The 12,589-nt window shown below is 53.8% G+C and carries 12 protein-coding genes and 1 pseudogene; 6 read left to right on the top strand and 7 right to left on the bottom strand.

Going from position 1 to position 12,589, the window contains the following annotated elements; genetic code table 11:
• Positions 1-56 precede the first annotated feature (56 nt).
• Positions 57-1,196 (top strand): DUF4238 domain-containing protein, encoded by a 1,140-nt coding sequence (locus NATOC_RS21100; protein ID WP_015321229.1) that lies wholly within the window; start codon positions 57-59, stop codon positions 1,194-1,196.
• A gap of 50 nt (positions 1,197-1,246) precedes the next feature.
• Here NATOC_RS21100 and NATOC_RS21825 read toward each other — a convergent pair whose 3' ends face one another.
• From NATOC_RS21825 to NATOC_RS09545, 3 genes are all read right to left on the bottom strand, one after another.
• Positions 1,247-1,894, bottom strand: coding sequence for a hypothetical protein (locus tag NATOC_RS21825; protein WP_015321228.1), 648 nt, complete (start codon positions 1,892-1,894; stop codon positions 1,247-1,249).
• Positions 1,895-1,983: 89 nt separating this feature from the next.
• The gene (locus NATOC_RS09550) at positions 1,984-3,081 is read right to left on the bottom strand and encodes a type I restriction enzyme HsdR N-terminal domain-containing protein (protein WP_015321227.1); all 1,098 of its coding nucleotides are present in this window, start codon (positions 3,079-3,081) and stop codon (positions 1,984-1,986) included.
• A gap of 655 nt (positions 3,082-3,736) precedes the next feature.
• A complete protein-coding gene (locus tag NATOC_RS09545) occupies positions 3,737-4,003 on the bottom strand; it encodes a hypothetical protein (RefSeq protein ID WP_015321226.1) in 267 nt (88 codons plus the stop codon).
• 240 nt (positions 4,004-4,243) lie between these two features.
• On the opposite strand from NATOC_RS09545, the gene NATOC_RS09540 reads away from it, so the two are divergent.
• Together NATOC_RS09540 and NATOC_RS22625 are read left to right on the top strand one after the other, a co-directional pair.
• The gene (locus NATOC_RS09540; protein WP_015321225.1) at positions 4,244-4,552 is read left to right on the top strand and encodes a hypothetical protein; all 309 of its coding nucleotides are present in this window, start codon (positions 4,244-4,246) and stop codon (positions 4,550-4,552) included.
• Positions 4,549-5,103: a winged helix-turn-helix domain-containing protein gene (locus NATOC_RS22625; RefSeq protein ID WP_015321224.1), complete on the top strand. Its 555-nt coding sequence runs from the start codon at positions 4,549-4,551 to the stop codon at positions 5,101-5,103. The genes NATOC_RS09540 and NATOC_RS22625 overlap by 4 nt, the downstream gene beginning before the upstream one ends.
• A gap of 125 nt (positions 5,104-5,228) precedes the next feature.
• Here NATOC_RS22625 and NATOC_RS09530 read toward each other — a convergent pair whose 3' ends face one another.
• Positions 5,229-5,870: a DUF305 domain-containing protein gene (locus tag NATOC_RS09530; protein ID WP_015321223.1), complete on the bottom strand. Its 642-nt coding sequence runs from the start codon at positions 5,868-5,870 to the stop codon at positions 5,229-5,231.
• A 403-nt stretch (positions 5,871-6,273) separates the two neighbouring features.
• On the opposite strand from NATOC_RS09530, the gene NATOC_RS09525 reads away from it, so the two are divergent.
• Entirely contained in the window at positions 6,274-8,574 is a 2,301-nt protein-coding gene (locus tag NATOC_RS09525; RefSeq protein WP_015321222.1) for a heavy metal translocating P-type ATPase, read from the top strand.
• A 107-nt stretch (positions 8,575-8,681) separates the two neighbouring features.
• Here the strand turns inward: NATOC_RS09525 and NATOC_RS23285 are convergent.
• The 3 genes and pseudogenes from NATOC_RS23285 to NATOC_RS23280 form a co-directional block, all read right to left on the bottom strand.
• Positions 8,682-8,890, bottom strand: a pseudogene (locus tag NATOC_RS23285) (hypothetical protein).
• Between the two features lie 88 nt (positions 8,891-8,978).
• A complete protein-coding gene (locus tag NATOC_RS09520) occupies positions 8,979-9,335 on the bottom strand; it encodes an SHOCT domain-containing protein (RefSeq protein WP_049888720.1) in 357 nt (118 codons plus the stop codon).
• Between the two features lie 424 nt (positions 9,336-9,759).
• Complete coding sequence (locus NATOC_RS23280; protein ID WP_049888719.1) at positions 9,760-10,251, bottom strand: tyrosine-type recombinase/integrase; 492 nt, start codon at positions 10,249-10,251, stop codon at positions 9,760-9,762.
• 411 nt (positions 10,252-10,662) lie between these two features.
• Between NATOC_RS23280 and NATOC_RS21820 the strand changes: the two genes are divergently transcribed.
• Positions 10,663-11,124, top strand: coding sequence for a hypothetical protein (locus NATOC_RS21820; protein WP_157224609.1), 462 nt, complete (start codon positions 10,663-10,665; stop codon positions 11,122-11,124).
• A gap of 561 nt (positions 11,125-11,685) precedes the next feature.
• Positions 11,686-12,498 carry a CPBP family intramembrane glutamic endopeptidase gene (locus NATOC_RS09510; protein WP_015321221.1) on the top strand — a complete coding sequence of 271 codons (813 nt, stop codon included), beginning with the start codon at positions 11,686-11,688 and terminating at the stop codon, positions 12,496-12,498.
• The last annotated feature ends 91 nt before the right edge of the window (positions 12,499-12,589 follow it).

The following is a 12,589-nucleotide window of genomic DNA, read 5'->3' as shown; positions in this document are numbered from 1 at the left end:
ACCAAGCACAGTTGAAAATTCCTTTAGATGTGGAACTATTCATATAGCGTACCAAAATGCCAGCGCGGAAGAACCAGCACTACGTACCTCAACACTATCTTCGTGCTTGGGCGACCAACGAACAACTTGAGGTATTTCATCTTGACTCTGAAGGAATATTCTCAGAAGGGACTAGCGCAGTCTGTTCTCGAGACTACTTCTATGGTAATCCGCCTATAGTCGAAACGGAACTTGCTGGCCTGGAAGGATACCAGGCCCGTCCAATCAACCGTATACGCGAAGGTGATAATCTGACAGATCTCACAGGTCAAACCCTAAAACTGCTTTATTCATTTGTCACTACACAGCGATCCAGAACCAAGGCTACAAAGGAAACCATCAGAAGTGGAGATCCATTCCTCCGTGAGGCAGTTAAAGCTGATTTAGACTCGAATCAATATAATGATTCCATTGAATGGACTTCAGATTTAACGGAAGAGGAAAAAGAAGATACACTCGTTGATGCTTCTCTGCTTGGAACCCATCAATACATCATCTCGTTAGGGGTATTCGGATACATCAGTATCAGTGACCTCAAGCCTGTAATGCTATACAATGTGACTGATCAAGACTTCATAATATCTGATGCCCCCACAGTACATGATATTCCACAGTACAAACACAATCATGAGATAACTGTAGCAGGACTCTCCAACCGCGGACTTCAGATATTCTGCCCTATCGATAAATATCGAACCCTCCTTCTCTACGATCCAGCAGTATACAGATTTGACACCAATTCAAAGAAACAAATCCTAATCAAGTCTCCTAGCGTTGTTGATCAACTGAATTTGCTGCAGTTCCATAACGCGGAAGATATCATCATGTTTGATTCCAGTGATGAGTCCTACATTCGAAGTTTGTATGAGAGATCGGATGAAGTTCGACAGCGAGAAGAAAGAACAATATCTTTAGAAACAGAGTCTGGTATAGCTAAAGAGCTACCTATAACTCCTGCCTATCAAATTCCAAGTCTCTCCCCAAATCTTCCTAACTGCACCACTATGACGCATCTACCCTATACCAAGAGACGGCCTGCATCACAATCACAGAAGGAGAAAAATCTGGTAAACAAAATGTTCAATGAAGCTGGCGCTCCTGATCTTGGATTAATTTACGCTATCAGAACGTTTGAAAGTTTTTTAGACCTGGAATGAAAGTGCAATCCTGTTCTTTTCGAGAGCCTGTTCGGTCAACCCAATCAGCTCTAAAATCCTGATCTGTACACAGGGTTCTGTTTGAAAACGTCTTCTTCCGCCACTATCCACTCATCGTGTTCTCTTCGCCACATCCCATAGTCATACGCTACTTTTCGACCATCTAATAATCCGGACTCGGTATCATGTGGCTTCCAGCCTAGTGATTTGGGGTCGTGTGTTTCTTCTGGATCCGGTGCACCTGGTCTACGAGATGGCATATTTTGGCATTTCAGCATCACAGTCCACAGAAAGTCCTCGCCATCATACCCGACGACAGGTGCGAACAGCTCCATGTGCTCTCTGCCGCGCTCCTTGGCTTCTAACCAGACCCGTGCCTCACCAAAGCACTCGTTCAAATAATGACAGCCATGTTTTTCCTCTCTTTTGTAGCCTTTCGGCATTTTCTGCGTGATGTCCGGCCAAGAGTCGGCGGACCGGACTTTTAGATAATATTCTTCAGAAGTATCAGTCACAAGCTCACCATAGTTTGGATGGCTGACTGGCATTTCCGCGATTCCAGCATCCCCGTATTTAGCGCCTTCCAAATTAGCTAATTCACCGACAAGGCCGTGTTTCCCATTTGGCACTTCTCTGTAAATCTCGATCAGACCATCGATGAATTGGTAGGCGTTGTTAGTCAGCTCGGGCACATCCATTTTTAGAAACTCAAATTCAGAAACGTATATATTTTTGTGCTGTGGTCATCGCTTCGAGCGCTTTCACCAATATTCACCCATTTGGTGGCCTAATTCGGCTCTACCCATTCACCCTCAAACTCTACATCCAGACCGCACCAACCTGAGAAGCGCTCTACATACCGCTTCTTCGAAACCTGATTGAGCGCCACATACAGATAGTACCCGTCAGAGAGTTCCCGATACAGCCGCATCTCTTCACCCGACGGATGCCGCGGCTCCGAATTCAAAATCGCGTTCTTCTCTCCAGGAACATACGGGAACGACTCGAACTCATCAAGCAAACCAAACTCCTGAATGAGAAGATCAACTACATCCCCCATAACATCCGCCTGACTTTCCCCTGTGAAGGTCTGTACAAGATTCCTATCTTCATAGAGCGTGATAACGTATTCTTCTTCTTCAGACTCATTCGCGGGATTCTCTGGCTCCGGAACAGGCTCTTCTGTAGCCGTCCCTGTCAGATGGACATCGGCTTCACGATCCGTTCCCAATGAGTCAATCAGATTATCCACGAACTCCTTGGACTCCGCATCGATCTCCTGTGCCAATGTTTCCCCGACCTCACCAACGATAACCTCAGCTACCTGCTCAGAGACCGCCTCCTTATCACCCTGAAGAACACGTACCGCCTGTTTCCTAGCCTCGATCCGCTGAGCGATCGTATCTGCCTCCCCCGACTGAACGAGATCCTTCGACAAGAGACGTACCACCGACCAGTTCTCATCCAACTCACCGAGATCAAACTTGCCCAGCGAGACCTCCTCTGGCCGATCGCTATCAGACCGGCGTTTCAAAACCTCAAACCGTTTCCCGTTAGTGAGCAGCCCCCAGTCAACACCCTTCTGCCGCATGTAGCTCGAAAGCTGGCTTCGATCAGTATCACTCAGGGAGGAATCACTGCCTTTCGCCTCTATGAACACGACCGGGGCACCTTCTACTTGAAGCGCGTAATCCGCCCGAGCACTTCCCTGACCGATCTGCATCGGATACTCCAGATCAACTTCAGACGAGTACACTTCCCACCCAAGAAGCTCAATCAGAGGCTGAATGATTTTCACCTTCGTGTTCTCCTCTCCCATCTGCGGCGAGTCCTCGAGAAGTGACTGGGACCGCTCGATGTATTCCCTGAGATCAGCCTCGTCCATTCTTACAGATGGATAAGCAGGAGCGTCCTAAATAATGATATGACTCAATGAGAAAGTCAAGTCATCCACCAGCGAACACACTTTACAACCATTTGTCACGGAGGCAACTTAATCAGTCACACCTATGACCATCCGCCACATACGTGACGATCAAGCACACCTACAACTATTCGGTACACTCACGACTTCTGACGCCTGATTCTACGGTATGAGTGCCGAGGCCCCGTTTCTAATGTTTGATCTTGCGGCATTGGTTGAAAACATCCAGAAACCTCGCCTCAGTGGCGTACGCTTCTAAATATCCATACAACAACTACTCCCCGGTAGGGTTGGATTTAGTTGATCAGTGCCTGGGTCGAACCCTAGGCGACCATAGGGCACTGATCTAAGATCGGCTTTGGTCGATTAACCGTTATCGGCCGATTATCGGCTGTGACCACGCCCGAGTGTGCTACGTTTCATATAGATGTCACAAAATACTACCTGCTGTACTGACCTCGTTTTGAGATTCGAGCCGAGATAATAGAGGCGACACTCGAGTTCGTGGCACAACGGTCGAGACGGTCCGTCTAGATGAGGAAACCCGCGAGACGTGGAAGCGATGACGCGTGACGAAACCCGAGTCGTCACCAGATAGTCCCCGATCCGACGTTCTTCACTCGTGGCTTCCGTCTTCGTTCCTCATCTCGAGCACGTTCAGGTGCATAATGTGGAGGTGTGTGCCGACGCCGTACAGAAGCAGACCGAGTCCAACGAACAACGCGGGCATTACGAGTATCTCGTAGGTCGGACGCAAGTCCGGAACCGCGAGCGCCAGAAGCCCGGCCAAGAACGTGAGAATAATGATGCTGAACCCGACCTGGAGGTATCGGTAGCACGTCTCCGTATCCGGTAGCAGTTCGATCTTGTACTTCGATGTCATCTGTCTGTATTCTCACCCCTACAGTACGTTTAGGTTACGTACTCGTGAGATCTTCTCATAAGCCGTTCAGACGGTAAGATCTGCCCGGCGGAGAGTTGAGCATTGATCGTGACGATAACCGTACTCACGGACATGAGAACGGCGCCGACGGCGGGCGACAGCAGGTCCCCGATCGGTGCGAGGAGGCCAGATTTCCAGGATGTGTGCTAAATTTATTGGTCCTGCCTCGATAGGGAGGATATGGACCACGCGCTGTTCTATTTGAGCATTCCTTTCGCTATCATTGCCGGCACTGGAGCCGGATTGCTCGCACTGTTATCGTGGCGAATCTTCCGAGAGTCACCGTTTGGGATGACCATCGGGCTGCTGGTGATCGTGATGTCTGCAGCAACGATCTATCACACGGTTCTACTTACGGTAGGGACGGAATCGACGGGGTTGCGGGCCTTTCGAGCGGCGATCTATACGATTTTGGCTCTCACGATTTGGGTAGTAATCCTCCAAAACAATACCATCCAGAGTAGAGTGAGCCGGAACGAAGAGCTATGATCGAGATAGACTTTTTCACCGGATACATCCTCCTGATGGGAATCGTCGCCGGTTCCGGGTTACTCTACCTACTGTATGCGGAGCAGTATGCCGTCGAATACGACCCCTTCTTCATTGTCACTATGAGCGGTCTTTTCCTGTTCATAATCGGTGGCCCGCTATCCGAGGTAGTGTACCCGAACCTCGTGCACTGGATACACGGGCTTGCCGCGTGCCTCGTCCTGTTTGGACTCTACAGCCCCGTGCAGAACGACCTTCGCAGGGATCAGTGGACGGAACTTCTCCTAGCGGAACCCTCTCAAATTCGGGCCAGTATGGAGTGGATGGTCCCGATGGACGATGCAATTCTCAGCTTGTTTCACTCTTCGGAGTTGGTCCTCACACCTGCAATTATCGCGTACAATATCGATCACAGCCGAGAAGAGGTAAATCGACGCCTCCGAAAGCTCGAAGAGGCCGATCTGGTCGAGAAGGTCGACCGAGGAAAATACCGGATGACACCTAACGGTGAAGCGTATCTCTCCGGGGAGTTCAATCCGACTCTTTCGTAGCCCGCCTCCTACTCCATTTGTCAACGACCCCCGTCTCAAGAGTCGGGGCAGCCGCCTTGACGACCTGTGAAAATGGCGTTTCGAAGTCCGTGGTCGCTCAAAGAGACGAGAAGGAACCTACCGTTTTAGCAGTTCCACCGGTCTTTCCAGCACTCCATCATCTCGATCTCTTCTTGCTGAACGTCGATGATTTCGTCAGCGAGATCGGCGACGCGCTCAGACGCTCCCTCCTCGAGGACGTGTTCGGACATCATGATCGCGCCCTCGTGATGAGCGATCATGTGTTCCGCGAACAGGCAGTCGAACTCCCGTCCCTCGGATTCGCGGAGCTCCTGGAAGTCCTCCTCGGTTAGCATGCCGTCCATCTCCTCGTGATCCATCTCGTGCTCTTCGGGATCGTCGACTCCGGCTTCGCTCAGCCACTCGTGTAGCTGTTCGATCTCCGCTTGCTGGACATCGATGATCTCCGGACCGAGTTCGCACAGCTCTCGGCTGTCCGACCGGCCGGGAATGAGCTCGGCCATTTCGATCGCCTGTTCGTGGTGGGGGATCATCCCCTGCATGAACATCACGTCCGCTTCGTTGAACTCGGAGTCTTCGTCGAAGTTGATGTGTTCTCCGTGTTCTTCGTCGTGATCGTGGTCGTCGTCGTGGTGCTCTCCGTGATCGGTTTCATCGTCTTCGCTGGCGGTCGCGAAGCCTGTCAGACCGATTGCGCCCGTCGCTCCCGTGGCGTACAGGATACGGCGTCGTGTTACTCGTCGCATTGTAAGCGGATCCACGGATACGTCCCGCTTCAATGGTGAATATCGTTCCAGTTCCGAAATCGTAAGTAGCTGTTTTCGGCCGGTAGAGGCGCTCGCGAGTAACTAGTGAGGTGGGGGTTTCGAGTGCGAACTACGCCCGAACAACTAGTGAGTTCCGGCGAGAGTCCCCACAGACGATCGATCCCACCGCATTCAGATATTCTCGTTCGAGGCGCTTTTGAGGTGGTCCCCTCCTCTCGCGCCCGCCCGGAAGGGACGGCGATACGAACGACTACGGTAGGAAGCGAATCGGCCTCGAGCGCTTTCTTTGGATTCGAAGATCGACCCCCGTCGAGAGTCGAATACTGTTAACGACAAGTCGCTTAAAAATGGATCTCGTAGTTTAGCACGAGGTGGACAGCCCATGCAAACCGACCAATCGAATCTCGAACGTACCGATCTCTCCCTTTCGGGGATGTCGTGTACGACGTGCGCCTCGACCATCGAAGAGAGCCTGCAAGATGTCGAGGGGGTTGCTGACGCGTCCGTAAACTTCGCAACCGAACGAGCGAACGTCCACCACGATCCGGACGTCGATGTCGACGCGCTCGTTGCCGCCGTCGACGCTGCCGGCTACGGAGTCCGCGACGAGCTGCTCGAGGACGAACAGGAGATGGAAGACGAGGCGGAGCTGCGGGACATGCGCCGGAGAGCGATCCGAGCGTGGATCGTCACGTCGCCGATCGTTCTCCTGATGGTCTTCATGTGGACGCCGCTGGAGGTCTTGACCGGCTTCCAGATCGACGTTGCGATGTTGGTCTTTGCCACGATCGTCGTCTTCTACTACGGTCGGACGACCCACGAATCCGCGTACAGGGGGATTCGAAACGGGACGTTCAACATGGACTCGCTGATTTCGATCGGGACCCTCGTCGCGTGGGCGACCGGCGTCATGGTCTTCGCGATGCCGATGGAGAACTACGCCGGCGTCGGTGCGATGATCATGGCCTCGCACAAGGTGGGGACCTACCTCGAGCACCGAGCGAAGGGCCGAGCGAGCGCAGCGATCGAGGGACTGGTCTCGATGCAGGCTGAAACGGCGGCAGTCGAACGGGACGGCGAAGAGGTGGAGATCCCCATCGACGAGGTCGAAGTCGGCGATGTGATGATCGTTCGCCCCGGCGAGAAGGTTCCCGTCGACGGAACGGTCATCGACGGACGGAGCAACGTCGACGAGTCGATGGTGACGGGCGAGTCCGATCCCGCCACGAAGGAAGCGGGTGACGAGGTGATCGGAGCGACCGTGAATCAGGCGGGGCTACTCAAGGTTCGTGCGGAGAAGGTCGGCGACGACACCTTCCTCTCGCAGGTCGTCGACCTGGTCGAGGAAGCGCAGGGGACGAAGGTTCCGATTCAGGCGCTTACGGATCGAGTGACCAACTACTTCGTGCCGACCGTCCTGGTCCTCGCCTCGCTCTCGTTCGTGCTGTGGGTCCTGTTTCCCGACGGAATGGCGGTCGTCGCAGGTCTCGGCGAGGCGTCGCTCCCCTGGGTCGATCTCGCACTGGACCCCCTGACGCTGGGAATCTTCGCGGCCGTCGCGGTCCTGGTGATCTCCTGTCCGTGCGCGCTCGGACTGGCGACGCCGACGGCCCTCATGGCCGGGACCGGGAAAGCCGCGGAGAACGGCATCCTCTTCCGCGATGGAGAGGCCATCCAGACGATGAAAGACCTGGATGTCGTGGTGCTCGACAAAACGGGAACGATCACGGAGGGCAACCACTCCGTTACGGATGTCGTCACGGAATCTAGCCGGCAGCCACGCAGCGATGGAGGGAGCACCGTGGCTGATGAGTCGGCGACCGAATTCGACGAGCGAGACGTCGTGAGGCTCGCAGCCTCCGCCGAGCGGGGAAGCGAACACCCCATCGGACAGGCGGTTATCGACTACGCTGAGGAACGGGATGTCGAACTGGCCGAACCGGACGAGTTCGATAGCGTCCCCGGAAAAGGGATTACGGCGACGATCGACGGACAAACCGTCTACGTCGGGAATACGACGTTCTTTGAGGAGGTCGGCATCCCGCTCGCCTTCGAGGCGGAGCTGAACGCCCTCGAGGAGGAGGGCAAGACGACCGTGCTCGTCGGGGTCGAGGACGAGGTCGTCGGCGTCGTCAGTACGGCCGATACGATCAAGGAAGAATCATACGACGCGATCCGGGAACTCCACGACCGCGGGCTCGAGACGTGGATGATCACCGGCGACAACGAGCGGACGGCCCGCGCGATCGCCGACGAGGTCAACATCGATCCCGATCGCGTCATGGCCGGCGTCCTCCCGGAGGACAAGATCGACAAAGTCCGCGAGCTACAGGACGCAGGGTACGAGGTTGCGATGGTCGGCGACGGCATCAACGACGCCCCGGCGCTGAAGCAGGCGAACGTCGGCGTCGCCATCGGGACCGGGACCGATATCGCGATCCAGTCCAGCGACGTCAGCCTCGTTCGAGGGTCGCTCGATGCACTCGTGAACTCGTTTACCCTCTCGGAGAAGATCTTCTCAAAAATCAAACAAAACCTCTTCTGGGCGTTTATCTACAACACAGTGGCAATTCCGGTTGCCTTCTTTGGATTGCTTCATCCGGTAATCGCCGTTGTTGCGATGTTCACGTCGAGTCTCTCAGTAATTACGAACTCGGCCCGTCTGCGGAACCTCGAACTGTAGCTGACTTTTCTTTCTTATTTTGCAGTCCCATAACCCGTCAAGCGCGGCAATCAAACCGACTCATCGGGACTGTGTTCCTCAGCCATTCGCACGGCTTCGACAGCGTACTATTCCCGAAGGTCTGACTCATCAACGGTTCCGAGATTATTTGGAGGCATGTCTTTGGCAGCAGTTACCGTTCTCAGCGCTTGTGAAGCAAGTTCTTTCCGATAGGCTTGTGTCCCTCGAGAATAGCATACTGGAGAATGATGAGGTCTCGATTATTGTAGCTGCGATCGACGAGCCACACATGAACTTCATCTGCCGTTGATGACAGAGGAAAGCAAACAAGAAGCACGATGATACTATTTGAGTTTGATATCCAGACTCAAACAGGAACACGCTGATTCCGCACTTGAGACAGGCTATTCCTTACGTTCGAGACGGTTCCGACGCTCTTCAAATTCTTCATCTGAAATTTCACCTTGAGCATAGGCAGTCCGCAATTCCTCGAGCGCTGGGTCAGACTGTCGAGTAGCAAGATGTCGAATCAGACGGTACAATAAGTACCCAACTACAAGAACAATAGCTATTGGAATGATCGACATGAGAAGCCACATCCATGCCGCCCCGGTTCCGTTCCACATACCGCTATCCCACATGTGACCCCAGCCCCACAAACCCATTACTGGCATCGCCAGGATCATTACAAAAAGCGGCAGCAACAGGATCACGGCGATGAGGATCAAAACTGTCCGAACTAGAGAATCGTCGGTTGACATACCCGGAGCTACGCCAGTCAAAGCATTCTATCTACTCCTGAATTCCACATGATGAGAAATACAGACCAAGAGGATTTTACACTTTTGAAAAGAGATTGTTTGTATTGGTGGTGCAACAACATACGTTTGTGAATATTATGCATCAAACCAGGCCACGATTTCGTTGTTGAGTGAAAATCCGTATTCAAAGAGTCACTATCTGGTTCTGCAGGGGGATGCACAAGAACATAACTCTCGAGAACTCATCATCCGCTCATTTCCTCGATAAACTTTAAATTTGACACATCACTCTCGCTGAGCAAGTCTACGAACACTGATTCAACTTAGCTTCGCGACCTGCCCACTTCTCAAGCAAGTCAACTAGACAGTGCTGACCTCCGAAATATAGCACTAATTAAATGATGCAACAGGTTGGTGATTTATATTATAGATGAAGCGGCTTGATGCAGTCGAGATACGCTCTTCGTGCTGTTTCGCGATCCACCCGCGTATAGACGTCCATCGCCTCACTGTCGCTGTCTCCCCGAAGATACCGTAGGATGTGATCTGGCATCCCTGCATTCCGCATCTCAGTCGTAAACACGGTCCGATACGTGTGAGGCGTGAACTTCTTTTCAAACCGGTTTTCATCCTCGGACATCACACCCGCATCCACGGCTGCATCTCGAACGCTACGTCGGACCAACTCTCGGCTAAGTTGTCCACCCCGAATACTCGTAAATACCGAGTCGTTTTCTCCGTCATTCCGGACGAACATATATCGCTCAAGCGCCTCCCGCGTCTCTTCATCAATCGGAAAAACAGTAGTTGTACTTCCCTTCCGGTTTCGGAACCGGATAAACCCCTTATTGAGCATCAGATCGTCCTGCTCCAGCGGTACGCGTGGCTGTGTTCCATACAGAAGGCCAGCCGACATGGTGGCCCATCCCACGTACCGCAACAGCGGTCGAAACCAGAACTACTGACTCGAAGAAACCGGCATGGCTACCACCGAGTTCCCGAGGGAATGGGCTGGAAGAAGTCACTCAGATCACCCATAACTGTCCTCTCATCAAGACATTCTATTATTGCGTGGAGATCCAGAAAACCTCCCAGTCCATCATCGGCATACTCGGCCGCTGGTTCACTCAGATGGGTCTGTTCTGCACCCTCATAGCCGCAAATGAGACGGCAGTCGGGCTATTTTCAAAGTACTCTATGCGATCTGTTCTCTTTCTTTCTACCACCAAGAACTACTTCTTAGAAACATAGCTAGTCGGCCAGAACCCCAGCGCCCACCAGAAATATGGTATGCTAAGTGTTAGCATTATATTGGGGGACGAGGTCCATGGAGAAAGGCCAGAACGACCACCAGCGGTTTGATCAAGAACAGTACAAGGACGATCTAATAACCGGCTCCAGACGCAAGGTCCTGAAAACAGCCACTGGGGCGGTAGCTCTCACAGCTGGTGCCACAGGAACAGCACAAGCGCAGGAGACGAGTGTCGATCTCATAATCAACCCAAATCCAGTCGTAGAAGGAAACTGGTTCACTATTACGGCAGAGGTCTGCAAAGACACCAGTGGTAGTTGGGGAGATTTCGTGTTTGGATCGAATCCAGAGGCTGATATCACGATAGGAATAGACGGAGTGGACGAGAGGTACCGCAGAGAAGACATGACGATCCGGGCATGCCGTCCATTTGAGTGGCGCCTTCATACAAACGATCTTGACAGCACCCTCGATAGACACCATGTCTTCGCATGGACACAGCACGATGTAGCTGAAGCCTATCTTGAGGTTCAATAAACGAGCACACTGAACCTCCCTATAACATTTTCAAAAATCAATTCGTATCCCGCTCAAAAACCGTATTTCCTGTCAGTAGGGGTCTGACGGATCATGATCGTTACCAGATGGGAACCTCTGATTTGACGGACGAGAAGCACTGCCACTGTCTCCTCGTTTACTGCACCAGGAGTTGCGTCGATCACCTCGCTACCACGGTTGGCAACTTTTCTCACCCATCCCACACCCTCAAACATACGATAAACAACCTGGATAGCAAATATATGTTCAAATCCAATCTCTATCAGCGGTGGATCCCTACAGTATGTTGGCCACCATCTGAAATTACCTGTTCACAGGAGCCAGTACTGAGTACATTTGTGTCCGACCACCATGGTCATGACAACATCCTTAGTCTTACCGCCGATGAGTGCCGAGGACTCCCAGCTCGAAGAGACCGGGGTTAGTAGACCAGCATCCTATCGCGCACTATGCGATCCTATGATACAGAAAAGAGCGTAGACAGGTACTGAAGCCGGTATCATCAGCATCTTTTTGGCGGGTGTAGTCGGTTGCTCAACAATGACTGCTATCCGGAACTGGAACTCCTCCGCTCGCGGTGCGATCGCGCTGTTCGCACTCGGAATGCTCGGCGTGATCGCCCTGGCCGTTTACTCCGTCCCGATGCTGCGGGAACTCCCCGAACTGTCGACGGTCTCGACTCCGACGCTAGTGGTGCTCGCGTCGGTGAACTCGACGCTTCTGTTGGCGGTGGCCGTCGTCCTCGGCACGGTTACGGCCCCGCGTCTCGATCTCGACTCTCACGTGTTCGCGTGGGCAGCCGGCGGGACGCCGGACTGGGGCGAGATACGCGACTCGCTTCCGCTCGCGGCGGCGCTGGGGGCGGGCCTGTTCGTCGTCGTCGCCGTCCTCGACGCCGCGTTCGCACAGTTCACGCAGCTTCCCGTCGACGAACCCCCGACGGATGCAGACGCACTGCGCGATCTCGTCGCGTCGATTCCGATGCGACTGTTCTACGGCGGTATCACGGAGGAACTTCTCCTCCGCTGGGGACTCATGGCACCGCTCGTGTACGTCCTCTGGTGGGGGCGAAACAGGGCCGGTACCGCGACCGAGGCACCGTCCGGGACGATCGTGTGGGCCGCCATCGCGGTGAGTTCCGTCGTGTTTGGTATCGGTCACCTGCCCGCGCTCGCCTCGACGATCGGACTCACGACCCCGCTGATCGTCCGCACCGTCCTGCTGAACGCGATCGTCGGGGTCGTCCTCGGCTGGCTGTTCTGGCGCCGCTCGCTCGAGACCGCGATGATCGCACACGCCGCGTTCCACGTCGCTCTCGTCGCCGTCTCCACCGTCCTGATCGTGGTGACCTGACAGTGACGCCGCCACCGACGTGAGACGACTGCGTCCGCGACCGAAGTAGAATCCGAAGGCCGGCCGGGTCCGTCACGGTTCGATCGGGCGG

It is taken from the genome of Natronococcus occultus SP4 (genome assembly GCF_000328685.1).
In the GTDB taxonomy this organism is placed as follows: domain Archaea; phylum Halobacteriota; class Halobacteria; order Halobacteriales; family Natrialbaceae; genus Natronococcus; species Natronococcus occultus.
This window is presented reverse-complemented; position numbering and strand designations above follow the sequence as displayed.